This window comes from Faecalibacterium duncaniae, assembly GCF_010509575.1.
GTDB lineage: Bacteria > Bacillota > Clostridia > Oscillospirales > Ruminococcaceae > Faecalibacterium > Faecalibacterium duncaniae.
This window is the reverse complement of record NZ_CP048437.1, coordinates 1,417,822-1,441,068: the sequence shown is the minus strand read 5'-3', so window position 1 is coordinate 1,441,068 and position 23,247 is coordinate 1,417,822. Positions and strand designations below refer to the sequence as shown.

Annotated in this window: 24 protein-coding genes; 3 read left to right on the top strand and 21 right to left on the bottom strand. The window is 61.2% G+C overall.

The features are described from left to right. Positions 1-86 precede the first annotated feature (86 nt). Complete coding sequence (locus GXM22_RS06965; RefSeq protein WP_035394046.1) at positions 87-1,649, top strand: ABC transporter substrate-binding protein; 1,563 nt, start codon at positions 87-89, stop codon at positions 1,647-1,649. Between the two features lie 187 nt (positions 1,650-1,836). Here GXM22_RS06965 and GXM22_RS06960 read toward each other — a convergent pair whose 3' ends face one another. Genes GXM22_RS06960 through GXM22_RS06905 form a run of 12 tightly spaced genes read right to left on the bottom strand, consistent with a single transcriptional unit; the run spans position 1,837 to position 13,934 of the window. After that, positions 1,837-2,496 (bottom strand): thiamine diphosphokinase, encoded by a 660-nt coding sequence (locus GXM22_RS06960; RefSeq protein ID WP_005932705.1) that lies wholly within the window; start codon positions 2,494-2,496, stop codon positions 1,837-1,839. Further along, a complete protein-coding gene (gene rsgA, locus GXM22_RS06955) occupies positions 2,496-3,374 on the bottom strand; it encodes a ribosome small subunit-dependent GTPase A (protein WP_035394041.1) in 879 nt (292 codons plus the stop codon). The genes GXM22_RS06960 and rsgA overlap by 1 nt, the downstream gene beginning before the upstream one ends. Before the next feature lie 11 nt (positions 3,375-3,385). Continuing rightward, positions 3,386-5,242 carry a Stk1 family PASTA domain-containing Ser/Thr kinase gene (pknB, locus tag GXM22_RS06950; protein WP_005932703.1) on the bottom strand — a complete coding sequence of 619 codons (1,857 nt, stop codon included), beginning with the start codon at positions 5,240-5,242 and terminating at the stop codon, positions 3,386-3,388. Continuing rightward, on the bottom strand, positions 5,235-5,984 hold the full coding sequence (locus GXM22_RS06945) for a Stp1/IreP family PP2C-type Ser/Thr phosphatase (RefSeq protein ID WP_035394038.1): 750 nt from the start codon (positions 5,982-5,984) through the stop codon (positions 5,235-5,237). Before GXM22_RS06945 ends, pknB begins: the two co-directional genes overlap by 8 nt. A 19-nt stretch (positions 5,985-6,003) precedes the next feature. Next, complete coding sequence (rlmN, locus tag GXM22_RS06940) at positions 6,004-7,044, bottom strand: dual-specificity RNA methyltransferase RlmN (protein ID WP_005932700.1); 1,041 nt, start codon at positions 7,042-7,044, stop codon at positions 6,004-6,006. Between the two features lie 39 nt (positions 7,045-7,083). After that, entirely contained in the window at positions 7,084-8,406 is a 1,323-nt protein-coding gene (gene rsmB / locus GXM22_RS06935; protein ID WP_005932698.1) for a 16S rRNA (cytosine(967)-C(5))-methyltransferase RsmB, read from the bottom strand. Then, positions 8,406-9,326, bottom strand: coding sequence for a methionyl-tRNA formyltransferase (gene fmt, locus GXM22_RS06930; protein ID WP_005932696.1), 921 nt, complete (start codon positions 9,324-9,326; stop codon positions 8,406-8,408). The genes rsmB and fmt overlap by 1 nt, the downstream gene beginning before the upstream one ends. After that, entirely contained in the window at positions 9,326-9,862 is a 537-nt protein-coding gene (gene def, locus GXM22_RS06925; RefSeq protein ID WP_005932693.1) for a peptide deformylase, read from the bottom strand. The genes fmt and def overlap by 1 nt, the downstream gene beginning before the upstream one ends. Positions 9,863-9,892: 30 nt before the next feature. Beyond that, positions 9,893-12,154 carry a replication restart helicase PriA gene (gene priA, locus GXM22_RS06920; RefSeq protein WP_099357196.1) on the bottom strand — a complete coding sequence of 754 codons (2,262 nt, stop codon included), beginning with the start codon at positions 12,152-12,154 and terminating at the stop codon, positions 9,893-9,895. A gap of 23 nt (positions 12,155-12,177) precedes the next feature. Beyond that, on the bottom strand, positions 12,178-12,750 hold the full coding sequence (gene gmk / locus GXM22_RS06915; RefSeq protein WP_005932687.1) for a guanylate kinase: 573 nt from the start codon (positions 12,748-12,750) through the stop codon (positions 12,178-12,180). 4 nt (positions 12,751-12,754) lie between these two features. Beyond that, complete coding sequence (locus GXM22_RS06910; protein WP_005932684.1) at positions 12,755-13,024, bottom strand: DUF370 domain-containing protein; 270 nt, start codon at positions 13,022-13,024, stop codon at positions 12,755-12,757. A gap of 31 nt (positions 13,025-13,055) precedes the next feature. Next, positions 13,056-13,934, bottom strand: a complete 879-nt coding sequence (locus tag GXM22_RS06905; RefSeq protein WP_035394227.1) for a YicC/YloC family endoribonuclease — start codon at positions 13,932-13,934, stop codon at positions 13,056-13,058. Between the two features lie 237 nt (positions 13,935-14,171). On the opposite strand from GXM22_RS06905, the gene GXM22_RS06900 reads away from it, so the two are divergent. Both GXM22_RS06900 and GXM22_RS06895 read left to right on the top strand, forming a co-directional pair. Next, complete coding sequence (locus GXM22_RS06900) at positions 14,172-14,726, top strand: TetR/AcrR family transcriptional regulator (protein WP_005932677.1); 555 nt, start codon at positions 14,172-14,174, stop codon at positions 14,724-14,726. A gap of 195 nt (positions 14,727-14,921) precedes the next feature. Next, positions 14,922-15,596, top strand: a complete 675-nt coding sequence (locus GXM22_RS06895) for a hypothetical protein (protein WP_005932674.1) — start codon at positions 14,922-14,924, stop codon at positions 15,594-15,596. Positions 15,597-15,676: 80 nt separating this feature from the next. Here GXM22_RS06895 and GXM22_RS06890 read toward each other — a convergent pair whose 3' ends face one another. The 9 genes from GXM22_RS06890 to GXM22_RS06850 form a co-directional block, all read right to left on the bottom strand. Next, complete coding sequence (locus GXM22_RS06890; RefSeq protein WP_005932672.1) at positions 15,677-17,080, bottom strand: oxaloacetate decarboxylase subunit alpha; 1,404 nt, start codon at positions 17,078-17,080, stop codon at positions 15,677-15,679. 23 nt (positions 17,081-17,103) lie between these two features. Next, on the bottom strand, positions 17,104-17,484 hold the full coding sequence (locus GXM22_RS06885; protein ID WP_005932671.1) for a biotin/lipoyl-containing protein: 381 nt from the start codon (positions 17,482-17,484) through the stop codon (positions 17,104-17,106). A 64-nt stretch (positions 17,485-17,548) separates the two neighbouring features. Beyond that, positions 17,549-18,868 carry a carboxyl transferase domain-containing protein gene (locus GXM22_RS06880; protein WP_005932669.1) on the bottom strand — a complete coding sequence of 440 codons (1,320 nt, stop codon included), beginning with the start codon at positions 18,866-18,868 and terminating at the stop codon, positions 17,549-17,551. Between the two features lie 174 nt (positions 18,869-19,042). After that, positions 19,043-19,876, bottom strand: coding sequence for a pseudouridine synthase (locus GXM22_RS06875; protein WP_035394034.1), 834 nt, complete (start codon positions 19,874-19,876; stop codon positions 19,043-19,045). Between the two features lie 115 nt (positions 19,877-19,991). Then, complete coding sequence (gene ytfJ, locus GXM22_RS06870; RefSeq protein WP_005932665.1) at positions 19,992-20,390, bottom strand: GerW family sporulation protein; 399 nt, start codon at positions 20,388-20,390, stop codon at positions 19,992-19,994. A 115-nt stretch (positions 20,391-20,505) separates the two neighbouring features. After that, positions 20,506-21,177 carry a DUF2953 domain-containing protein gene (locus GXM22_RS06865; RefSeq protein ID WP_005932663.1) on the bottom strand — a complete coding sequence of 224 codons (672 nt, stop codon included), beginning with the start codon at positions 21,175-21,177 and terminating at the stop codon, positions 20,506-20,508. Next, the gene (gene scpB / locus GXM22_RS06860) at positions 21,174-21,704 is read right to left on the bottom strand and encodes an SMC-Scp complex subunit ScpB (RefSeq protein ID WP_005932660.1); all 531 of its coding nucleotides are present in this window, start codon (positions 21,702-21,704) and stop codon (positions 21,174-21,176) included. The genes GXM22_RS06865 and scpB overlap by 4 nt, the downstream gene beginning before the upstream one ends. Further along, on the bottom strand, positions 21,701-22,426 hold the full coding sequence (locus GXM22_RS06855; protein ID WP_005932657.1) for a segregation and condensation protein A: 726 nt from the start codon (positions 22,424-22,426) through the stop codon (positions 21,701-21,703). Before GXM22_RS06855 ends, scpB begins: the two co-directional genes overlap by 4 nt. Next, complete coding sequence (locus GXM22_RS06850) at positions 22,427-23,101, bottom strand: site-2 protease family protein (protein WP_005932654.1); 675 nt, start codon at positions 23,099-23,101, stop codon at positions 22,427-22,429. It abuts the gene before it with no gap. Between the last annotated feature and the right edge of the window lie 146 nt (positions 23,102-23,247).

Here is a 23,247-nt window from a genome sequence, read left to right as displayed (position 1 = left end):
CTATCTGAATTCACAAAATGTCGATTGTCTTTTCCGACCGTTTCCGCTATACTTTAATCGTATCATTTTACAAGGAGCGCATTTTCTTGAAACATTCCCTGATCCGCTTTTCCGCAGTGGTGCTGACCATTGCGTTTGTTTTTGCCCTGACCGGCTGTGGTTCGGGCTCCAACAGCTTCACCTGGTTCGTGGACAGCATCCCGGCCAACCTTGACCCGCAGGTGGCCTCGGCTTCTGCGGATGTCATCGCCTGCGAGAACCTGTACAGCGGCCTTGTCCGCAAAGATCCCAGCGGCAAATATGAGCCTGCCCTCTGCGAACGGTGGGAGAAGTCCTCCGACGGCCTCACCTACACCTTCTACCTCAAGGACGGCCTGACTTACACCGCTGCCAAGGGCAACGCCACTGACTACGCCATCACCGCCGAGGATTTTGTGTTCGCGTTCCGGCGCTTGTTCCGGGCGGAGACCAACGCCCCCTACGCGGTGGAGTTTGCGGCCCTTGAAAACAGCGCCGCCGTGCTGGCCGGTCAGATGCCCGAGAGTGCGCTGGGAGTCACGGCCTCCGGGCCGCTGACGCTGGTGTTCCACCTGAGCAGTGCCGATGACAACTTCCTCGAGAAGCTCACCCTGCCCGGTGCCATGCCCTGCGATGAGGAATTTTTCAATTCCACCCGGGGCACCTACGGTCTGAATGCTTCGTCCACCCTTTCCAGCGGCAGCTTTTACATCTACAACTGGACAGCCAGCGGCCTGTTCCTGCGGCGTGCCCCCTCGGGCAGCCTCATCGACAGCCTGCGGCTGGTGCAGAACACCAACAGCGCCGGGCAGTCCGCCGCAGAGCTGATTGCCAACGAGAAGTGCTCTGCCGCCCCGGACGACACCGCCGCGCCCACCACCCTGACTTCCCTCTCCTACTCCGATACCACATGGAGCCTGCTGTTCAACTGCAGCAGCGTGTTTGCTTCCACCGAGCTGCGGCAGGCACTGGCCTCCGCCGCGCGGGGTGCAGCCGAGGTGCCGGACGGCGGGCTCTATGCCGCCGCCAACGGTCTGGTACCGGACGGCCTGACTGTGGACGGCATGAACTACCGGGATACCGCCGGGGATGTGACTCCCGCCGCGGTGGATGCCCGAGCGCTCTACCTCACGGCGCGGCAGACGCTGACCACCTCCGACTTCAACAAGGTCAGCCTGATGGTGCCTGCCGGTTCCGGCGTGACCAGCGCCGCCGAGGAGATCAATGGCGTGTGGCAAAAGGAGTTTTCCCTCTTCTTCTCCGTAGAGGAAGTGGATGAGGAGACCTTTGCGAAACGGCTGGCCGAGGGGGACTACACCATCGCCTTGGCCCCCATCAGCGCCGAGGGCGGCAGTGTGTACAACATGCTGAACCAGTTCACCGCAGCGGGCGGCGGCCTGACCGGCTATGCAGATTCCCTGTATGCCACCCAGCTGCAGGCCAGCACCCAGGCCACCGGAAGCTCCCGCTGCCGCCTGCTGGGCGATTGTGAGCGCCAGCTGCTCAGCGATGCCGTGGCGGTTCCTCTGTTTGCCCAGCAGAAGCGCCTGCTGATCGCACCCGGCATCCAGAACCTCATCTTTGACCCCTTTGGCCCGGTGCTGGATCTGACCTATACCACAAAAGAATGATGTGCCACAAAAAATACCGGAGCAGCCGCCTGCCCCGGTATTTTTCTTATCCCTTTTTGATGCCGAACAGCCTGCGCAGAACGCCGCGCAGACACTTCGGGCTTTTGATAACGACCACCTGCATCGCTCTCCCGCCTTTCGTGGTGTGATACCACAGTATAAGCGGCAGGACGGCAAAGTGTGCGGCTCAGGCCTTGTTCCCGGTCAGGATCGGTGTATCCGGCACCGTTTCCACGACCACCAGCGCCCCCTTGCGGGTGGAGATGGTGATGCAGTCTGAGCCTTCGGCATACTCATTGCTGACTCCCAGCGGGTAACCGGCCACCAGCACATCATCGGTGAGCTCATAATAGGAACCGCGCTCACACACGCCTTCCGCCCTGCCCTCCATGGGGAAAGCGGAGAAGTAGAAAAATTCCTCCTTCGGGTAGGCACGGGTCTCGCCGGAGCGGACAAAGGTGATGCGGCTGCGCTCATCCTGAAGCGTTGCCCGCACGCCCCGTTCTTCCAGCCCAAGGCCGGTGGCAAGATTCGAGAGGGTATGCTCGATCCGCCTGCCGCCCAGCGCCCCCAGAAGAAGCACCTCGGTAAAGCCCTTCTCACTGGCAAGCTTGGCGGCATATTCGGTGTCGGTGTCGTCCTTGACGTGAGGCAGGACGATGATATCGTCGTTCTGCTGCACCGGACAGGGAGCGGTATCGAAATCTCCCAGGATGATATTGGGCTTGCAGCCCAGCGGCGCGCAGTTGCGATAGCCTGCATCACAGGCGATGATGAAATCATCGGGGCGGAGCAGACGCTTCAGCTCCGGCGAGACTGGGCAGGCCGAGAGGATCACGCAGCGCATCACATTCCCCTCCTCTGCCAGTCCTTGACATCCTTGACTTCCTCATACATGGCACAATAGCTGTCGTACCGGGTCTGGGAGAGTTTTCCCTCGGCCAGAGCGGCACGGATGGCACAGCCCTTTTCCGTGCGGTGGGAGCAGCCCGTGAACTGACACTGCCCAAGGTAGGGCCCGAACTCCGGGAAGGCGTGCTCCAGATTCTCCTTGGGGATGAACCCGGCGCGGTTGGCTTCCAGGCTGGCAAAACCGGGGGTATCCGCAATGCGGCCCCCAAAGGCCTCAAAGATGGTCACCTCGCGGGTGGTATGGCGGCCGCGCCCCAGCTTCTGGCTGATGGCGCTGGTCTCCCGCTCGGCCTGAGGCAGCAGGGTGTTCAGCAGGGTCGATTTGCCTACACCGGAGTTGCCGCAGAAGGCGCAGAGCCGCCCGCTGATCCACTGCCTGACCTCGTCCAGCCCTTCCCCGCTGTCGTAGCGGATGGCAATGAAGGGCAGAGTAGATCTTTCATAGGCGCTGCGCAGGAACTCCACCTCACCAAGGTCAGCCTTGGTGCAGACGATGACGGGCTGCACCCCCTTGTCCACGGCGATGGCCGAGAGCTTGTCCAGCACCAGCGTGCTGGGGGTAGGCTGGGTGGTGCTGGCCACAAGGAACAGCACATCCAGATTGGCCACAGGCGGCCGGACAAACACGTTTTTGCGGGGTGCGATCTCGGCAATGACTGCCGCGCCGTTCTCGGTCTCCAGCGTCACTTCATCGCCCGCCACGGGGGTGATCTTCTGTTTGCGGAAGATGCCCCGGGGCTTGCACTCGATCACACCCTCTTCGGTCTTGACGTAGTAAAAGCCGCCAATTCCTTTTACGATATATCCCTTCATCCGTTCCTCCCTCAGGACAGCAGCGCGCTCCACCAGTCGCCCAGGCCGGTGCTCTCACTGCTGGAAGAATCGCCGCTGCTGGAAGAGCTGCCCCCGATCAGGCCGCTCCACCAATCGCTGGAGGAGCTGCCCGGCTGTTCAGCCGGGGTCTCAGGCACCGGCTCGGGGCCTGCGCTCACGGTAATGCTGACACGGCTGTTCACCTTGACGGTAGATCCTGCCGCCGGGCTCTGGCCGATGATGGTACCGGCGGGCTGGTCGCTGTACTGCTCGGTGGTGCTGCCAAGGCCCAGCTTGTTCTGCACCAGCACGGAGCGGGCATCGTTCACGCTCTTGAGACCGGTCAGGGCAGGCACCTTGGCCGTGGTGTTGACCTGCGGGCGGCTGACATAGACCACCACTGTGGAGCCTGCGGCCACCTGACTGCCCGCAGCAGGTTCGGTGCGGATGATGGAGCCTGCGGCCACGCTGGGTTCCACCGCCTGGGTGATCAAAACAGAGACCCCCAGATCCTTGAGCTGCTGCTCACCATCTGCCTGCACATAGTTGGAGACATCCGGCACGGTGACATACTGGATGCCCAGGCTGACGGTCAGGGTCACGCTCTGGCCCTCGCGGACGGTGCGGCCCGCCACCGGGGACTGCCGGTAGACGTAACCGGCGGCGTAATCGTTGCTGTAAGCCTGCTCCCAGTTGATGACGATCTGGCCGGATGCCACCTGCTGGGAAGCGTTGACCTCATCCTGGGTCATGCCGCTGTAATCTGCCAGCACCACATCAGCCTTTTCCCCCATCAGGGAGCTGGAATCATTCAGGATCATCCAGCACAGGGCCGCGCAGGCCAGTGCAAAGGCCACGGTGATGCCAAACAGCACCGGCAGGAACACGGTGCGCTTTTTCTTTTTTCTGCCTTTTGCCGGGGCACTGCCGCGCTCCGGACGGGATTCTTTTCTGGGCATAGGGGGTTCCACCACCTTTTCAGGAATTTCATCGGGGAGATAGGTGTAGTTGAACACGATGGCCGGGTTCTCTACATAGGCGTTGAGGGCTTCCAGCATCTCAGCGGCGCTCTTGTAGCGGTTTTCGGGCCGCTTTGCCATGGCGCGCTCGGTGATCTCCACCAGCCCCACCGGCACCCAGGGAGCCAGTTCCCGCAGGCTCCTGGGCTGATCCGAGATCTGCTTGATGGCCACCTCCACCACGTCATCGGCATCGAAGGGCAGATGCCCCGAGAGCATCTCGTACATCATCACGCCCACCGAATAGAGGTCACTGGTGAAGTCGGTCTCATCGCCCTTGGCCTGCTCCGGGCTGATATAGTGGACGCTGCCCATGGCCTTGCCGCCCGAGAGCTGGTTCTCAGCCCGGGAGATGCGGGCAATGCCGAAATCCATCATCCGCAGCTGGCCGTTGTCCAGCAGCATGATGTTCTGGGGCTTGATGTCCCGGTGCACCACGCCGTTGTGGTGGGCATGGTCCAGCGCTTTCAGGATCTGAGAGATAAAGTGAACGGTCTCCCGGCTGGTCAGCTTGCCGCCCCGCTCGTTCAGATACTCGCGCAGGGTCATACCGTCCACATATTCCATGACGATATACTGCAGATGGTCGCTCACCGAGACATCATACACCTTGACGATGTTGGGGTGGTTGAGCAGCGAGATGGCCTTGGACTCGTTCTTGAAACGGCGCACAAGGTCGGGGTCGTGCATGAGCTCCTGCCGCAGCACCTTAACGGCCACGACCGTGCCCTCCGGCACTGGGCCGCCCGGCCCTACAACGGCCTTGTAGACATTGGCCATGCCGCCGGTGCCGATGAGCTCCCGCACCGTGTACAGACCATCCAGCGTTTTGCCGATCAGGTTATCCATGGTGCACCTCCGTAGGTTCCACAGCCAGCAGCAGGGCGGTGATGTTGTCAGAGCCGCCGTTCTCGTTGGCGGCATCCACCAGCCGATCGGGCAGGTCGTAGAACGGGCCCTGCGCCAGCAGCTGCTCCATCTGCTCCACCGGCACCATGTTGGTCAGGCCGTCCGAGCAGAGCAGCAGCAGATCCTTTGCCTGCAGCTGCACCGAAGTGACCTCCGGCTCCAGCCGGTAATCCACGCCCAGCGCCCTGGTGATGATGTTCTTCTGGGGATGATGCTCGGCCTCCTCCTCCGTGATGGTACCGCAGTCCACCAGCTCCTGCACATAGGAGTGGTCGTGGGTGAGCTGGGTCAGTTTACCGTCCCGGCAGAGGTAGGCGCGGGAATCGCCCGCGTGGCAGAGGGTGGCTTCCCCACCCCGCACCAGGGCACAGACTGCCGTGGTGCCCATACCGGCCAGCGATTCCTCGTGGGCGGCTTTGTTGAACACATAGCGGTTGGCACTGATGAGGGCCTTTTTCAAAAAAGCTCCCTCCTGCCCTGCTCCGCACTGGGCGTACTGCTCCTGAAACACCTGTTCGATGACATTGCAGGCCCCCTGTGAGGCCTCGCGGCCGCCTTTGGCACCGCCCATACCATCACACACCAGTGCCCAGACAGCACCGCCAGGCAGCTCCCCGGCACGGTAATCATCCTGATTTTCCTGCCGGACGCGGCCCACATCCGTTTTTCCTGCTAGTTTCATAGGCTTCTCCTCTTGCGATTTACGCCTTACCATTCATTTCGTCCCGGCGCAGCTGGCCGCAGGCGGCGCTGATCTCGCTGCCAAGACGGCGGCGTACCGTGGCGTTGACCCCCAGGCTCTCCAGCTTTTTCTGGAAGCGCTGGACATTGGCGGCATCGGTAGCCGAGTAGGGGCTTCCGTCCACCGGGTTGATGGGAATGAGGTTCACATGAGCACCCATGCCCCGGATGAGGTCGGCCAGCTGTCTGGCACAGGCATCGGAATCATTGACACCGCGCACCATCGAATACTCAAAGCTGACCCGGCGGCCCGTGGTCTCCTGATAGCGGCGGACGGCGGGCATCAGCACCTCCACGGGGTAGGCATCATTGACCGGCATCATGCCGCTGCGGATCTCGTTGTTGGGGGCGTGCAGGGAGACCGAAAGAGTCAGCTGCAGCTTTTTCTCCGCCAGTTGGTCGATTTTGGGCACCAGACCGCAGGTGGAAAGGCTGATGTTGCGCATTCCGATGTTCACACCCTCCGGGGAGGAGATGTTCTCAAGGAAGCGCATGACCTCGTCAAAATTATCCAGCGGTTCCCCGATGCCCATGAGGACGATGTGGGAGATGCGCTCCCCGATGTCCTTCTGGGCGGTATAGATCTCAGAGCAGATCTCACCGGCTTCCAGGTTGCGCACCCGGCCTGCCTGGGTGGAGGCGCAGAAGCGGCAGCCCATCCGGCAGCCCACCTGCGTGGAGACGCAGACCGTGTTGCCGTAGTGGTAGCGCATGACAACGGTCTCGATGCAGTTGCCATCGGCCATCCGCAGCAGATATTTCACGGTGCCGTCCTTGGCTTCCTGCCGGCGCTCGATCTTGGGGGCAGCAATGTAAAACTGCTCTTCCAGCTTTGCCAGCAGGGTCTTGGGCTGGTCGGTCATGGCAGAAAACTCGGTGACCAGCTTCTGGTGCACCCAGTGGAAGATCTGCTTTGCCCGGAAGCCCGGCTGACCCATAGCTTTCAGCGCAGCGGTCAGCTCGGCCAGTGTCAGGGAAGAGATACAGCGTTTTTGTTCCATGGTATTCTCCTATGAATCAATACGAACCGGACGGCGGGTTCATTGCGTTTTCTGCATGGCGCAGAGGAAAAAGCCGTCCATCCCGGTGCGGGTGGGCACCGAGAGCGCCCCGTGCTCCCCCACTGTCATTCCGTCAGGGAACGCCACAGCGGGCCGGACCACCCGGAACTCCGGGTGGCGGGCAAGGAATGCCGCCACCTGCTCCTCGTTCTCGGCGGGGTCGATGGTACAGGTGGAGTAAACCAGCCGCCCGCCCGCTTTCAGCAGAGCGGCTGCTGTGTCCAGAATGGACGACTGGGTGGCCAATAATTCATCGTGGCGTGCTTTTTCCAGCGTCTTATAGCGGATATCCGGCTTTTTTGCCAGAATACCCAGGCCGCTGCAGGGGGCATCCACCAGAATGCGGTCTGCGGCGGGCAGCTTTGGGTTGGGGCGGGTGGCATCATTGCACAGGGCGGTGACATGGGCAAAGCCCATCCGTTCCACAGCGCTCCGGATGAGCCCGACCCGGTGCTCTGCCACATCGCAGCTGTACAGTGCGCCCTGCCCCTGCATCTCCTCGGCCAGCAGCAGCGTTTTACCGCCGGGTGCCGCGCAGAGGTCGATCACGGTATCGCCGGGCTTTGCCTCCACACAGAGGGCTGCCAGCTGGCTGGCCTGCCCCTCCACATGGAAACAGCCCTCCTTGAAGAGCGGGTGCTCCGCCGGGCTGCCCTCAAACTTTGCCAGCACGCTGCCGGGCACAAGGCCGGGCTGCGCGCTCTTCACGCCGCTTTCCAGCAGTTTTTCGCAGAGGGCTGCGGCATCCATTTTCAGGCAGTTGGCCCGCAGGCTGGTGCAGCCGCCGTCGGCGGTGTGGGTCAGGATGCCCAGCGCCTCCTCGGGGTAATGGGTGCGCAGAAACTCTGCCACATCCTGCCCCGCAGAGCCCAGCACCATGAGGCGCTGGGTCTCGTTCCGGAAGCGGGCAGTTTCCAGATCATAATTGCAGGCCTTGCGCAGGACGGCATTGACCAGCCCGGACGCACTCGCCTTTTTGAAGGTGCGGGTCAGCTTGACAGCCTCGTTCACCGCAGCCGACACCGGCACCTGCATATAGCGGGCCTGCGCCAGCGCGGCCCGCAGGATCTCGCGCACCTGCGGGTCCAGCCTGGCAAGGCCCTTGGGCAGGAACTGTTCCAGAATGAAATCCAGCGTGCCCTGATGTTCCAGCACGGTGTAGAAGATGGCACCGGCAAAGGCCTTATCCCGGCCCTCCAGTTTCTGGCGGCGGAGTTCGGCATCCAGCACAAGGTTCGAGAAGCCGTCCTGCTCCTGCCGGACCAGTGCAGCCACTGCCGCTGCCCGTGGATTGGCCGCCATCAGAGGGTATCCCCCGCTTTGAGACGCAGACCGGCCGCAAAGGAGGTGCCATCCATCGGCTTTTTGCCCTCAGGCACCACATGGAGCAGCTGGACCGCGCCATCGGCACAGGCCACCGTCAGGGGCTTTGTGGAAAGCACCGTGCCGGGAGCCTCACCGTTGGAGGCGGCCACGCGGCACTCGGTCACCTTGACCTTTTTGCCGCCTGCGGTCACGAACCAGGCCATGGGCCAGGGGTTCATGCCGCGCACCCAGTTGTGGATGTGCGCGGCAGTATCGGTCAGCCTGAACTCTGCCAGCTCCTTGTCCAGCATGGGGGCCAGGGTGGCATTCTCATGCTGCTGGGGCTGGGGCTTGAGGGTGCCAGCTTCCATGGCGGGCACCGCCTCACAGAGGACGCGGGCACCTACGGCGGTGACCCGGTCGAACAGCTCGCCGCTGGTCTCCTCCGGGCCGATGGCGATCTTCTCGCAGACCAGCACATCGCCGGTGTCCAGTCCCTCGTCCATCTGCATGATGGAAACGCCGGTCTCGGTGTCGCCGTTTAGAACAGCCCACTGCACGGGGGCGCTGCCGCGGTACTTGGGCAGCAGGGACACATGCAGGTTGATGCAGCCATACTTCGGAGCTTCCAGCACGGATTTGGGCAGGATGCAGCCGTAGGCCACCACCACGATGAGGTCAGGGGCCAGCGCCCGGATGTTGGCATCCTCGCTGCCGTCCCGCAGGGTGCGGGGCTGGAACACGGGGGTCCCATGCTCCAGAGCAACTTCCTTGACCGGGGGCGCGGTGAGCACCTGCTTGCGGCCCACCGGCTTATCCCGCCGGGTGTACACGCCGCAGATCTCGTGACCGGCAGCATACAGGGCCTTCAGGCACTCCGCGGCGATATCCGGGGTTCCCATGAACAGAATGCGCATCAGTTGTTTCCTTTCGCTTCACGGGCAGCCTTTTTGCCCTCCTCGGTGTCCTCGTAGAAATACTCGCTGGACTCCATGATGGTAATGCCGTCCAGATGGTCGTTCTCGTGCTGGATGCAGCGGGCCAGCAGGTTTTCGGCCTCCAGCTCGAACCAGTTGCCGTTGCGGTCCTGTGCACGCACCTTGACGGCAACGGGACGGGTCACGGCACCGTTGTGGCCGGGGAAGGACAGGCAGCCCTCGTAGGCGGTCTCCTCATCCTCAGAAACAGCCAGGATCTCGGGGTTGACGAAGTCGATGAACTTGTACTCATAATCCTCGGGGATCTCCTCGGGGGCATCGGTGGTGTCCCACACCACGAAGATGCGGCGCAGCATGCCCACCTGAGGGCCTGCCAGACCCACGCCGTCGGCGGCGATCATCGTCTCCCGCATGTCATCCAGCAGGGTGGCAAGGCGGTCGTCAAAGTTGGTCACGGGGCGGCAGACCTTGTTCAGGATGGGGTCGCCCTCTTTTACGATATTGCGGATAGCCATAGTGGTACCTCCAAAATTTGTTGTGTTGTATCAGATATCCCCGTCCGAGTGCAGATCGACCACAACAGTGGCCTTGCCGGGCAGTTTTTCCTGCTCGTAGAGGGTCAGCGTTTCCCGGATAAGGTCCCGGAAACGGCGGTCGTTGCGGCACTTGACGGTGAGTTTATAGCGGTAGGAATCGTTGATCTTTTCAATGCTGCCGGGGGTGGGGCCCAGCACCCGCAGGGGCAGGTCGGGCTGCTTGGCCGCCTGCCGGCCCAGCAGGGCCGCAAAGCGGGCGGAAGCCCGGGCCACCTCGCTCTCCTTTGGCCCGGCAAAGCCCACAACGCAGAGCCCGCAGAAGGGCGGATAAAGCCCCAGCTTCCGGTAGGCGATCTCCTGCTCGAAGAACGCGTCGTAGTCCTGCGCTGCGGCAAGGTTGAGCACCGGGTTGTCCGGGTCGGTGGTCTGGATGATGGCAAAGCCAGGGTCTTTTGCCCGGCCGCTCCGGCCCACCACCTGCGTGACGAGGCTGAACACGGTCTCATAGGCCCGGAAGCCCTGGGCAAACAGGAGCGAATCGATGCCCAACACGCCCACCAGCGTCACATCCTCGAAATCCAGCCCCTTGGCCACCATCTGGGTGCCCACCATGATGTCATATTCATGCCGGGCAAACTTTGCCAGCAGCTTTTCATGGGCATCCTTGGCGGCGGTGGTATCCTGATCCATCCGCAGGATACGGGCCTCCGGAAAGAGCTTTGCCAGCTCCTCCTCGGCCTTCTGGGTGCCAAAGCCCCGGTACTGCAGTTTTCCGCCGCAGGCGGGGCATCTGGCAGGGGGCGGGTCCATCTGGCTGCCGCAGTAATGGCAGAGCAGCTTGTGGGCCGATTTGTGGTAGACCATGGGCACGCTGCACTTCTGGCATTTGAGCACCTCGCGGCAGTCCTCGCACTGGGCCACGGTCTGGTAACCCCGGCGGTTGAGCAGCAGGATGGTCTGCTTGCCTGCCTCAAGGTTGTGCCGGATGGCATCCTCCATGGCAAGGCTGATCTCCCGGGGGTTGCCGGAGGCAAGCTCGGCCCGCATATCCACGATCTGGACTTTGGGCAGCGGGTTGCCGCCATAGCGTTTGGTCAGGCGCACCAGCTGGGTGCGGCCATGCTGGGCGGCATAATAGCTCTCGGTGCTGGGGGTGGCGCTGGCCAGCAGGAGCAGGGCCCCGTTCTCCGCCGCGCGCTGCCGGGCCACCTCGTGGGCCGAGTAGCGGGGCGCGGATTCGGAGCGGTAGGTGTGCTCCTGCTCCTCATCAATGATGACAAGGCCGATGTTTTCCAGCGGGGAGAAGATTGCGCTGCGGGTGCCCACCACGATATCCGCGCCGCCGTCCTGGATCATCTGCCATTGGAGCAGGCGCTCGGTGTGGTTGAGGGCGGAATGCTGCACGGCCACCCGCTTGCCAAATTGGCTTTTCAGCCGCAGGATCATCTGAGGGGTCAGGCTGATCTCAGGCACCAGCACCAGCGCCCGGCGGCCCATCTGCAGGCAGTGCTCGATGAGCTTCAGGAACACCAGCGTTTTGCCGCTGCCGGTCACGCCGTAGAGCAAGGCCGAGTGCGGGGCTGCATCCTCCAGCCCGGGCAGCAGCGCGTCATAGGCGGCCTGCTGCTCCTCCGTGAGAAGGATGGGCTCGTTCTTCAGCGGGATGGAAGAATACAGGTCGATGGATTTGTTCACCTTGCTGCATTCCAGCACGCCCTTGGCGCAGAGGTTGTCCAGCACCGCCCGGCTGATGCCCTTTTCCTCCAATGCAGACAGGGTGCGCTCTCCCCCGGCCAGCAGGGCCACTGCGGCCAGCTGCTTGGCGGTCGGCCTGGGCTTTGGGGGCAGCGTGCCCACCAGCTTGTAGGCATTTTCCGTGTGGCGGACGAGCTGCTTTTGAAGCACCGGGGTCACGCCGTCCTCCGCCACGGTGGGCTTGTACTGCGCGCCGTAGGGGATGACCGCCTTGACGGCCTCGTAGTAGGTGCAGAAGGTGCGCTCCTTCAAAAAGTGCACCAGCCGCAGCAGCTCCGGGGTGAGGCAGGCAGAGGCCGGGGCCACATCGAACAGGAACTTGAGCTTTGCGCTCTCCGGTTCGGCATCGCAGGCCAGCACCACGCCCATCCGGGCACGGCTCCCCCGCCCGAAGGGCACCAGCACCATGCTGCCCAGCCGGACGGTATCCTGCTGGTCGGGCATGACGGCATAGGTATAGAGTTTGTCGAAATGAAAGGTCGCGTTGCTCACTGCAACGCCTACCGTTTTGGGCATTCAGGCAGCTCCTTCAAAGCGATTTAGCGGGTCAGGCCCGCACGCTGGCAGATAACATCATAGAGTCTGGCGGCGCAGGCATCCACCTCGTCGTTGACCAGCTTGAGGGTGAATTTGTCCTGCTGGGCCAGCTCATTGCGGGCGATCTCCAGGCGCTCCCGGATGCTCTCCTCGGTCTCGGTGCCGCGGCCACGCAGGCGGCGCTCCAGCTCCTGGGTGGAGGGGGGCAGCAGGAAGATGGTGGTGGCACCGGGATACATGCGGCGGATATTGGCCGCACCATGCACATCGATGACCATGACCACCAGCTTGCCCGCGTTCAGCCGCTTGTTGACCTCTTCCTTCAGGGTGCCGTAGTAGTTGCCGTTGAAGAAGTTGTGCTCCACGACCTCATCCTGATCGATGAGCTGCTGGAACTGCTCCTTGGTGCGGTAGTAGTAGTCTACCCCTTCCTGCTCCCCGGGGCGGGGGGAACGGGTGGTGGCAGAAACCGTTTTTTCGATTTCGGGGTGGGCCTTGCGCAAAGCGCTGACCACACTGTCCTTTCCGGTACCGGCGGCACCGGAAACGACAAACAGATATTTTTCATTTTCCATGGTCTTACTGCTCCTCTTCTGTCACTGTTTTGCCCTCGGCCTGACCGGCGGCACGGCTGGCCACCGTTTCGGGCTGAAGAGCTGAAAGGACAACGTGGTCGGAGTCCATGATGAGGACGGCGCGGGTGCTGCGGCCATAGGACGCATCAATGAGCATCCCCCGCTCCCGCGCTTCCTTGACCAGACGCTTGACCGGGGCAGAATCGGGGCTGACCACAGCCACCACCCGGCCCGCGCTGACCAGATTGCCAAAGCCGATGTTGATCAGTTTCATCTTTTCCTCCGAACCATCTGAATCTCAGGGTTTACTCCAGATTCTGGATCTGCTCACGGATCTTCTCGATCTCCGCCTTCATATCCACCACGATGCGGGTGATATCCAGATCCTGACACTTGGAACCGATGGTATTGGTCTCACGGTTCAGCTCCTGGGTCAGGAAATCCAGCTTGCGGCCCACGGGCTCGTCCAGCTCCAAAATGGAACGGTACTGGGCGATGTGGCTGCGCAGGCGGACGGTCTCCTCATCCACGGCGGTCTTGTCGCCAAAGATGGCGGCCTCGGTCAGGACACGGGCATCATCGATGTTCCGGTCCTCCAGAATGACCTTGAGCTTTTCGTACAGGCGGTTGGTGTAGTTCTCCACCCGACCGGCGCTCAGGGTCTCCACCCGGCCCACGCATTCCTCCAGAAAGCGCAGGCGGTTCTCCACGTCAGCCTTCATCTTGGCACCCTCAGCGGCGCGCATCTCCACAAAGCGGTCCAGCGCCTGGGCAGTGACAGCGGAAACATCCTCCCACAGCTGCTCCTCATCCACATCGGCGTGGCGGGTGGTCAGCACATCGGGAAAGCGGGCGATCATCCCGGCGGTCACATCGTTCTTGACCTCCAGCGTCTCAGACAGGTCCCGCAGGGCCTGCTGGTAGCTCCTGGCCAGCTCCTGATTCACAGCCACCACGGTATCGGCGGCATCCACGGTCTGCACCGTCAGGCTCAGTTCTACCTTGCCGCGGGTCACCCGCTCGTTCAGCTGCTTTTTCAGGCGGCTGTCCAGATAGCTGCAGGTGCGGGGCATCCGGGAAGAATACTCAAAGTACCGGGAATTGACGCTGCGCAGCTCCACCGTGATCTCACGGCCATTGCGCACAGCAGTTCCCCGGCCAAAACCGGTCATGCTCAAAATCATGCTTTTTTCCTCGTATTCCAAAGGGTTTTCTGCGGACATTCTTCGTATATGTATCCGCTTTGGGGCACACAGACCCATGTTACGATACATATACTATATATTTTACTCTGCCGCCCCTTTTTTTGCAAGCAATGCGGCGAAAAAAATCTATTTTACCCCCTTGACAAGGGGCAGGAACAGCGCTATACTACGCATCGTGAACAGCGTTCATGTTGAGGAGGTGGTCATACGAATCCGATGGCAACGTCCAAGGAGGAGATCCTGAAAACGAGCCGGGTCCTCATCCAGCAGAATGGATGGGAAGCGGTCAACATCCGTGCAGTGGCAGCAGCCTGCGGGGTATCCGTGGGGTGCATCTACAACTACTTCGGTTCCAAGACCGATCTGGTGAGCGCGGCGGTGGAAAGCATCTGGAGCGATATCTTCCGCCACCCGGACGACCCGGCGGTGTTTGAGGATACCCTGTCCTGCATCCGCTGGATGTACCGGCAGATGGAGTACGGTTCTGAGCAGTACCCCGGCTTCTTCACCCACCACGCGCTTGGCTTTGTGCGGCAGGATACCGCCGATGGCAAGCAGCAGATGCGGCAGACCTGGCAGCACATCCTGGATGCGCTGACCATGGTGCTGACCAGGGACAAAAAGATCCGGCCAGACGCATTTACTGAGGAGTTCACCCGCCAGAAATTTGCGGGCATCCTGTTCTCCCTCATGCTTTCTGCCGTGGTGCAGCAGGATTTTGACCCCACAACGGTATTGGAGATCATCCGCAGGGCCATTTATGAAGTGTAAAAAACATCCCACAGTCTTGTGGGAGTTTTTTACGGCCAAAAGTGAACAATGTTCATATTGAGTGATGCGGGACATCTCCCCCAGCATTCCACCCACGGCAGCCTGCACATCACAACGATGCAGTCCGGCCGGCAATCGCTGACCGGATCGCGATAGAGCAGCAAAACAAACCAACCGTAAAGGAGCAACATTCTTATGAGAGCAATCATTGAGACCGTTTTCGACATCTTCTATCTGGTCACCGTGCTGACCGTAGGCATCCGCATGATCCGCGGCAGCAAGGACAACACCCAGTTCCGCCTGTTCGGCCTGATGGCCGTGGTGCTGGGCGCAGGTGACTCCTTCCATCTGGTGCCCCGTGCACTGGCACTGTGCACCACCGGCCTGGAGAGCTACGCTGTGCCTCTGGGCCTGGGCAAGTGGATCACCTCCGTGACCATGACCGTGTTCTATGTACTGCTGTACTACGTCTGGCGCAAGCGCTACCAGATCGAGGGCCAGAAGGATCTGACCATCGCCGTGTACGCCCTTTCCGCTGTGCGCATCGTGCTGTGCATGATGCCGCAGAACCAGTGGCTGACCAACCACACCCCGCTGACCTGGGGCATCCTGCGCAACATCCCCTTTGCACTGCTGGGCCTGCTGATCATCGTGCTGTTCTACCACAGTGCCAAGGAACACAAGGATCAGGCTTTCCGCTGGATGTGGCTGACCATCGTGCTGAGCTTCGGTTTCTATCTCCCGGTGGTGCTGTGGGCAGATGTCAACCCCCTGATCGGTATGCTGATGATCCCCAAGACCTGCGCCTATGTCTGGACCGTGCTGATTGGCTACAACGCCATGAAGGCCGAGAATGGCAAGAACAATTGAGACCTGCGGGAGTACAAATAAAAACAAAAAGAAGGGGCTGCTGCATCAAACGGTGCAGCAGCCCCTTCTGGTATTATGATTTAGACAGGGTGAGACTGATTGGTGTAATCAGCGTGGTCAGCGTCCACGCCCTGCTTCTTGGCATTGCGCTTCTCGAAGAACTTGGGTGCGACCTGCGGGAACATTGCGTAGGTCAGAACATCCTCTTCCTGCGTTGCCCACTTGGCGGCCTCAGCCTTCAGCTTGTCCATCTCGGGAGCCAGGGTGTCGGCAAAGCGGCAGGTAATGGGCTGCTCGTCGCCCAGGATCTTCTTGGTGAACTCGGGGCTGATGGGAGCGGGAGTCTTGCCGTAATCGCCGTGGACCAGGCCCTTGAACTCCTTGGTGACCATCTTGTAGCGCTCGCCCAGGATGACGTTGAACACAGCCTGCGTGCCAACGATCTGGCTGGTGGGGGTGACCAGCGGAGGATAGCCTGCGTCCTCACGAACGCGGGGGATCTCAGCCAGCACTTCGTCCAGCTTATCTTCCTTGCCTGCATCCTTCAGCTGCTTGAGCATGTTGGAGAACATGCCGCCGGGCACCTGATACAGCAGGGTGTTGGCATCCACGCCCAGGCTCTTGGGGCTGATCTGACCGTTGGCGATGTACTTCTCGCGCAGCTTTGCAAAGTAAGCGCGGACAACGTTCAGCTGCTTCAGATCCAGACCGGTGTCGTAATCGGTGCCCTGCAGGGCAGCGACCAGGCTTTCGGTGGCCATGTGGCTGGTGCCGCCGCTCAGGGGGCTCATGGCGGTATCAACGATGTCGGCACCTGCCTCAATGCCCTTCAGCAGGGACATGGAAGCCAGACCGGCAGTGTAGTGGCTGTGGATATCGACCGGGATGGACAGGGTGTTCTTCAGCTCCTTGACCAGATCGTAGCAGGTGTAGGGAGTCAGCAGGCCAGCCATGTCCTTGATGCAGATGGAGTTTGCGCCCATCTCCTCCAGGGTCTTGGCATACTTGACGTAGTACTCGTTGTTGTGCACGGGGCTCAGGGTGTAGCTGATGCAGCCCTGAACATGTGCGCCTTCCTTGTTGGCAGACTTAATGGCGGTCTGCAGATTGCGGGGATCGTTCAGTGCGTCGAAGATGCGGATGACATCGATGCCGTTTGCAACAGACTTCTGCACAAAGTACTCGACAGCATCATCGGCGTAGGGGCGGTAGCCCAGCATGTTCTGGCCGCGGAACAGCATCTGCAGCTTCTGGTGGGGCAGCTCCTTGCGCAGGATGCGCAGACGCTCCCAGGGGTCCTCATCGAGGAAGCGGATGCAGCTATCAAAAGTAGCGCCGCCCCAGCACTCGACAGAGAAGTAAGGGATCTTATCCATTTCGGGCAGGATGGGACGCATCTCATCCATCGTCATACGGGTGGCCAGCAGAGACTGGTGAGCATCACGCAGGACGACTTCCGTAATCTTGATCGGCTTTTTGGCCATGGTTGTCACCTCTTCCTCAGTTCTCAGTTCATGGAAACCAGAACGTCACCGGAGTTGACGGTGTCGCCCTTGTTGACGTTGACGGAGGCCACAGTGCCATCCTGAGGAGCAACGATCTCGTTCTCCATCTTCATGGCCTCGAGGATGACCAGCACGTCACCGGCCTTGACGGAAGCACCGGCTGCGACCTTGACATCCAGGATGTTGCCGGGCATGGGAGCCTTGACGGTAACGGCACCGGCAGCACCGGCGGGAGCAGCAGCCTTGGGAGCGGCAGCAGGAGCAGCCGGAGCCTTGGGTGCGGCGGGAGCAGCGGGAGCTGCAACGGGAGCAGCGCCTGCGGCGGTCTCCTCAACGGAAACGCTGTAAGCAACGCCATTGACGGTAATATTGTAGTACTTCATGGAAGGATCCTCCTGAACAAAATCAATGTATGGATTCGATGTACGGTTTACGTTCCGGAACCGCTTACAGAGCCATGTTGCCGTGCTTCTTGGGCAGGCGGGCGGCACGCTTGGTGCTCAGCAGCTCAAAGGCGGCAACCACGCTTGCACGGGCGTTGGCAGCGTCGCAGGTCATATCAGCGGCACCGGCGGCAACGGCGTTGGCAGCGCTGCACACCTCAGCGGTGTACTGGGCAGCCTTGGCGTTGGTGGCGGCAATGATGTTGTCGGAAGCGTCGATCTCGGCCTTGTACAGGACGGAGACGGCAGCGTTGGGCTCCAGAGCGCTGACGGTGCAGCCGTTGACGGCGATCTTCAGGTCAGCGTTAGCCAGAGCGGTGTAGACAGGGCCCACAGCCTTGCCGGAAAGCAGAGCCACCTTGGCGGTGGTAGCATCGGCATAGGTAGCAGCCAGACGGGCAGCCTCACGGATGCCGCCTGCGATGTCATCGGTGGCGCTGGGTACAAAGCCGTTGGTGTTGACGATGGTCAGCACGGGCACGCTGAAAGCATCGCACAGGCGGACAAAGCGGGAAGCCTTGGCCACGCAGTTGTGGCACAGGGTCTCGCCGGTGGCCACAATACCCACAGCGTTGCCGCCGATGGTTGCGAATGCGGTGTAGACGTGCTTGCCGAAGCCTGCGTACAGCTCCACAGCGCTGTCCTTGTCGATCAGGGCAGCGGCAGCCTTCTCGGGGGCAGCGCCGGCGCTCAGAACGCTGGTGGGCTGCTCGAACTCGAAGATGGCGGGGCCGGTCAGGTTGTTGGCGGGCAGCAGACCCACGATGTGGGCAGCCTTCTCGGCAGCTTCCTCAGCGTTGGCAGCCACGATGGCAGCCACACCAGCCTTGGCAGCAGCCTCGGCAGTGCCTGCGCCGGGGACCTTGTCGCCCTTGGCGGCGGAGGTGAACGGAGCGGTGAAGAACAGCTCTGCATCCTCAGCCATGACGCACACGTCAGCATTGGCAGCGCTCAGTGCGCTGGTGCCGCCGCACACGCCGGTGACGACTGCGATCTGGGGGATGACACCGGAAACCTTGGCGATGGCGGCGTTCAGCTTGGCGCTGGCGGTCAGAACGTCCAGACCCTCAGCCAGCTTAGCGCCGACAGAGTTGTAGAACGTGACCACCGGGCAGCCGGTCTGAGCAGCCATCTCCAGGACTTTGATGTTCTTCTCAACGTCCTTGACAGAGACAGCCTCGCCGTTCTGGTAAACAGCATAAGCCTGCTGACCAGCCGCATAGCCGCAGGCAGCACTCACTGCGCCGTCCGCAAACAGTGCGGTATACTCCCCGTCATCGAAAAACTTGGCGAGGATTTCTCCTTTGTTACTCTTTGAAGCCATGGTAAGACCTCCTGCTTTTCTATTTTGAGCTTTTTATTTTGAGCTTTCAAAATTAGTATCATTATACCTTATTTTGAGAGCGTTCACAAGGGCTGAAAGGCCCATTTTGCGGAAAAATTTCACAATCTTTTCCAGGATCAGACGTTTTTTGCGCCGTGAAAGCTGAAAAAACGATCACTTTCTCCGTTTTGCGGGGGCATTGCCGCTGCCCACAGGGCCCTTGGGGCGGCGAGCGGCAGCCTTGGACTGCAGTGCGGCACTGCGGGTTTGGGCGCGGCCTTTGGCAGCGGCGGCACGCAGGCCGCTGACTTCTGCCTTGGTCAGTTCACGATAGGTGCCGGGCTTGAGCATTCCCAGCTTGACCACGCCCTCGGCGTTGCGCTTCAGGCGGACGACCTCCAGACCAACGGCCTCGCACATGCGGCGGATCTCGCGGTTCTTGCCCTCTTTCAGGGTCATCTCCATCACGGTGCGGCCGGGCTCATCGGTGACGACGTTGATGGCGCAGGGCATGGTCTTGGTGCCATCGTCCAGAACAACGCCGGAGCTCATCTTCAGGATCTGGCTCTCATCGGCCCGGGGCTGCACGGTGACGCGGTACAGCTTGGAGATGCCGCCCGACGGATGGGTGACAGCCTGTGCAAAGGCACCGTCGTTGGTCATCAGCAGCAGGCCCTCGCTGTCCTTATCCAGGCGGCCCACCGGGTACAGGCGGGCGGGGATATCACTGACCAGCTCCATAACGGTCTTGCGGCCCAGCTCATCGCTGGCGGTGGTCACATAGCCGCGGGGCTTGTACAGGGCCAGATAGTAGAGCTGCTGGTTCTTCTGGATGTAGATGCGCTCGTCATCCACATGCAGCACATCCCGGTTGGGGTCCATCTTGTCGCCCACCTTGACGGGGTGGCCGTTGACCTTGACACGGCCCTCGGCAATGATCTGCTCGGCCGCGCGGCGGGAACACAAGCCCTGCTCGGCCATGATCTTCTGAATACGTTCTTCTGCCATAATAAAACTCCTTGTGCGCCTCCCGGCGCTCAAAAACGCACGCCGGAGCATGCGCTGAAAAAACTGCAAGTTGGAATCTTGCAGTTACGGCGATGTGTTGGAGGACGGCTGGCCGTCACTGCTCGCTTTTGGGAGCAGCAGGCTCGTCCTTTTTAATGAGTGCACTGACCTTTTCCACCAGTTCGGGGATCATGGTCAGGGCGCGGTCCACGGTGTTGTTGCCGTCAGAGAGCTGGATGGTGCGGACGCAGCCGTCCTTGACCACCAGGAATGCCACGGGCTGGATATTGACACCCGCGCCGGAGCCGCCGCCGAACAGATCCTTGTTGGCGGCGTTCTTGCCGTCGAAATCGGTGCCGGCAGAGGCAAAGCCGAAGCTCACCTTGGACACCGGCAGGATGGTGGTGCCGTCATCGGTGGTGATGGGCTTGCCGACGATGGTGTTGGAATCCACCATCTGACGGATCTTGTCCATCGTAACGTTCATCAGGTTTTGAATGGGATGCTCAGCCATAAATTCGGCCTCCTTACTTCTATATCGGGGAGCGGAACGCCGCTCCCACGGAACCACTTCCCTGCCCTGTACGGGCCGGGACGCGGACGCACCATACAAAAATATTATACCCGAGCTAGATAAAAACGTCCAGTACCTTTTCGCGCCAGAACGCATACAGAACGCGCAGAAGCGTGAAAACGATGGCGTAGGCCCGGGCCGTGACCCGGAAGGAGACGTGATCCTTTACGGTGGGCTCGGCGCTGCTGAAATCCGGCAGGAGCCGGAGCTGCTCAAAGTCCAGATAGAGGAACCGGTCCAGAAAACCCAGCGTCGGGTAGAGCCAGGCGTTCAGCCTGCCATAGCTGCGGGCAGTCTCGGCAGGTTCTTCGCCCCGGACACCGAGGACAACGTCGATCCGGGTGAAGCGCAGGGAGCCGATGATGGCCCGGGTGAGCTTTCCCGCCCCTTTTAAGATGGTGCAGACGATCTGCAGGGTCAGCTTCGCCTTCTGGCGGGGCGGGGTTTCTTTTTTGGGCTTCTGCCCGCCGGACGCTTTCTTCTTTTTTTCTTTTTTCTTTTTCTCCGGCTTTTCCGGCGCGGGATACCGGAACACCGGGAAGGTGATGCCCAGTGCACCGGCCTTTACCTGAAAGATGCCCTCCGCCCACTGTACATCGGCACAGAAGGGGCAGAACATGAGCAGCAGACCCAACACCAGCACCACCAGCAGCAGGATGCCCACTCCTTTTAAGAGGAACAGCAGCACCGTACCGATACCAGCGAGAACACTCCACAGGACGCTCATTGGGCCGCCTCACTTTCCGTGCCCCGCACCGGGGGCAGATCTTCCAGACTGGACAGGCCAAAGCACCGCAGGAACACATCCGTGGTGCGGAAAGCCACCGGTCTGCCGGGCAGATCGAGACGGCCTGCCTCTTCAATGAGCCCCTTTTCCAGCAGGCCCGACACACTGGAGGAGGAATCCACGCCGCGCACCTGCTCGATGAAGGCGCGGGAGACAGGCTGGTTGTAGGCGATGACGGTCAGGGTCTCCATGGCCGCCGGACCCAGCGGGATGGAGCGGCGGGTGTCCAGCACACGGCGGACGCACTCCGCAAATTCCGTTTTGGTGGCCAGCTGCCAGTGGGTGTTCAGGTGGAGCAGGCACAGGCCGCTGTCCTCTTTCTGGCAGCGCTCGTGCAGTGCTTCCAGCGCAGATTCCACGCTGGCGGTGGGCAGCTGCAGCGCCTGGGCCAGCTTGTCGGCCCCGATGGGCTCCGCGTAGGCAAAGAGCATTGCCTCCACGGCGGCACGAATTTGTTTCTGATTCATTGCTCCTCCTTTGTGCGGTCGATGCGGCCCCGGCGCATCTTCAGCTCGCCCTCCGGGCCAAGCGTCACACGGCCGCCGCGCACCAGCTCCAGCAGTGCCAGAAAGGTGGCCACGTTGGCCCCCCGGGTCTGGCGGCGGGAAAACAGCTGGTCCATCTTTTTTGCACCGCCTGCAATGAGCTGGCGCAGGATGTAGACCACCCGGCTGCTCACCGAGACCTGCGGGGCCGACACCAGCGGCTCGAACTGCTGCTGGGTTGGCATTTTTCGGACGGTGGTGCGCCCCATCAGGGCCTGCCAGCAGTCTGCCAGCACCTGCGGCGAATGGAAGAGATCATAGGTGTTGTCCCATTCCAGCCGGGCCGGGGTGCGCACGAACACGGTATATTCCTCTCCCCGCTCCCGCAGACGGGCGGCCATCCGGCGGCACTGGTCATATTCAATGAGCTGGCCGGTGAGCTCCTGCTTCATCCGCTCGCCCTCTTCACTGCGGGGCAGCAGCAGATAGCTCTTCATCTCCACCAGGTGGGCGGCCATCTCGATAAAGGCACTGGAAATTTCAGGGTCGGTGCTCTCGGCCGATTCCACCGCGCGGGTGTACTGGTCGATAAGCTCCAGAATGGGGATGTTGTGCAGATCCATCTTGTGCTTCTGCACCAGCGTGAGCAGCAGCTCCAGCGGGCCCTCAAAATCCTCCAGACGGAAGGTCAGTTCTTCTGCCACTCAGATCACCGTCCCGATGGTTGCATAATACGCAGAATAGGCGATCTGGTCGATGTAGCCGGTGCCGAGATCCAGCAGATCCCAGACCACATCATTGAAGGTGCCCAGCACGCCATCCAGCACACCGGCCCAGACAGCTGCCAGCAGGATGACGAAGATGACGCGCTCGTACCGCATGATCTGAAAGTAGATGCGCTGGGGAAGCACCACCAGCAGGATGCGGCTGCCGTCCAGCGGCGGGATGGGAATGAGGTTGAACACCGCAAGGCCCACATCCATCATCACTAAGTATTGGAGGAAGCGGGCTGCGAAAATCGTGATCATGGTGGTAGGGGCCCAATAATACAGGATCTTCCACGCCACCATGCCGAGGTAGGCCAGCAGCAGATTGGCCGCCGGGCCTGCCAGCGCGGTGAGGGCCATGCCCCACTTGGGGTTTTTGAAATTGCGGGGGTCGGTGGAAACAGGCTTTGCCCAGCCCACCCCGGCAAAGATCATGCAGAGGGTGCCCACGAGGTCAAAGTGGCGGAACGGGTTCAGGCTGATGCGGCCCTCCCGCTTTGCGGTGGGGTCGCCCAGCAGCCAGGCGGCCAGCGCGTGGCCCGCCTCATGGAACGGGATGGCAATCAGGGTCACCAGTGCCCGGATGAGATAATACATTCCTTGTGCGGTCATTCGTTTCTCCCTCAGTTGGATTTTATCCTATTGTACTATTTTTTCGCTTTTGGGGCAAGGGTTTGGCCCTGCAAGAAAAAAGTTGCGGAAAAATCAAATTTGCTCTTGCTTTTTCTCCGCATCTCTGGTAAAATAGTCAAGCTGAT

Coding starts and splice junctions, on each gene's coding strand:
- GXM22_RS06960 (WP_005932705.1), bottom strand. CDS start 2,496: ATGCGCTGCGTGATCCTCTCGGCCTGCCCAGTCTCGCCGGAGCTGAAG.
- rsgA (WP_035394041.1), bottom strand. CDS start 3,374: ATGAAGGGATATATCGTAAAAGGAATTGGCGGCTTTTACTACGTCAAG.
- pknB (WP_005932703.1), bottom strand. CDS start 5,242: ATGGATAACCTGATCGGCAAAACGCTGGATGGTCTGTACACGGTGCGG.
- GXM22_RS06945 (WP_035394038.1), bottom strand. CDS start 5,984: ATGAAACTAGCAGGAAAAACGGATGTGGGCCGCGTCCGGCAGGAAAAT.
- rlmN (WP_005932700.1), bottom strand. CDS start 7,044: ATGGAACAAAAACGCTGTATCTCTTCCCTGACACTGGCCGAGCTGACC.
- rsmB (WP_005932698.1), bottom strand. CDS start 8,406: ATGGCGGCCAATCCACGGGCAGCGGCAGTGGCTGCACTGGTCCGGCAG.
- fmt (WP_005932696.1), bottom strand. CDS start 9,326: ATGCGCATTCTGTTCATGGGAACCCCGGATATCGCCGCGGAGTGCCTG.
- def (WP_005932693.1), bottom strand. CDS start 9,862: ATGGCTATCCGCAATATCGTAAAAGAGGGCGACCCCATCCTGAACAAG.
- priA (WP_099357196.1), bottom strand. CDS start 12,154: ATGCCCAAAACGGTAGGCGTTGCAGTGAGCAACGCGACCTTTCATTTC.
- gmk (WP_005932687.1), bottom strand. CDS start 12,750: ATGGAAAATGAAAAATATCTGTTTGTCGTTTCCGGTGCCGCCGGTACC.
- GXM22_RS06910 (WP_005932684.1), bottom strand. CDS start 13,024: ATGAAACTGATCAACATCGGCTTTGGCAATCTGGTCAGCGCGGGCCGG.
- GXM22_RS06905 (WP_035394227.1), bottom strand. CDS start 13,934: ATGATTTTGAGCATGACCGGTTTTGGCCGGGGAACTGCTGTGCGCAAT.
- GXM22_RS06900 (WP_005932677.1), top strand. CDS start 14,172: ATGGCAACGTCCAAGGAGGAGATCCTGAAAACGAGCCGGGTCCTCATC.
- GXM22_RS06895 (WP_005932674.1), top strand. CDS start 14,922: ATGAGAGCAATCATTGAGACCGTTTTCGACATCTTCTATCTGGTCACC.
- GXM22_RS06890 (WP_005932672.1), bottom strand. CDS start 17,080: ATGGCCAAAAAGCCGATCAAGATTACGGAAGTCGTCCTGCGTGATGCT.
- GXM22_RS06885 (WP_005932671.1), bottom strand. CDS start 17,484: ATGAAGTACTACAATATTACCGTCAATGGCGTTGCTTACAGCGTTTCC.
- GXM22_RS06880 (WP_005932669.1), bottom strand. CDS start 18,868: ATGGCTTCAAAGAGTAACAAAGGAGAAATCCTCGCCAAGTTTTTCGAT.
- GXM22_RS06875 (WP_035394034.1), bottom strand. CDS start 19,876: ATGGCAGAAGAACGTATTCAGAAGATCATGGCCGAGCAGGGCTTGTGT.
- ytfJ (WP_005932665.1), bottom strand. CDS start 20,390: ATGGCTGAGCATCCCATTCAAAACCTGATGAACGTTACGATGGACAAG.
- GXM22_RS06865 (WP_005932663.1), bottom strand. CDS start 21,177: ATGAGCGTCCTGTGGAGTGTTCTCGCTGGTATCGGTACGGTGCTGCTG.
- scpB (WP_005932660.1), bottom strand. CDS start 21,704: ATGAATCAGAAACAAATTCGTGCCGCCGTGGAGGCAATGCTCTTTGCC.
- GXM22_RS06850 (WP_005932654.1), bottom strand. CDS start 23,101: ATGACCGCACAAGGAATGTATTATCTCATCCGGGCACTGGTGACCCTG.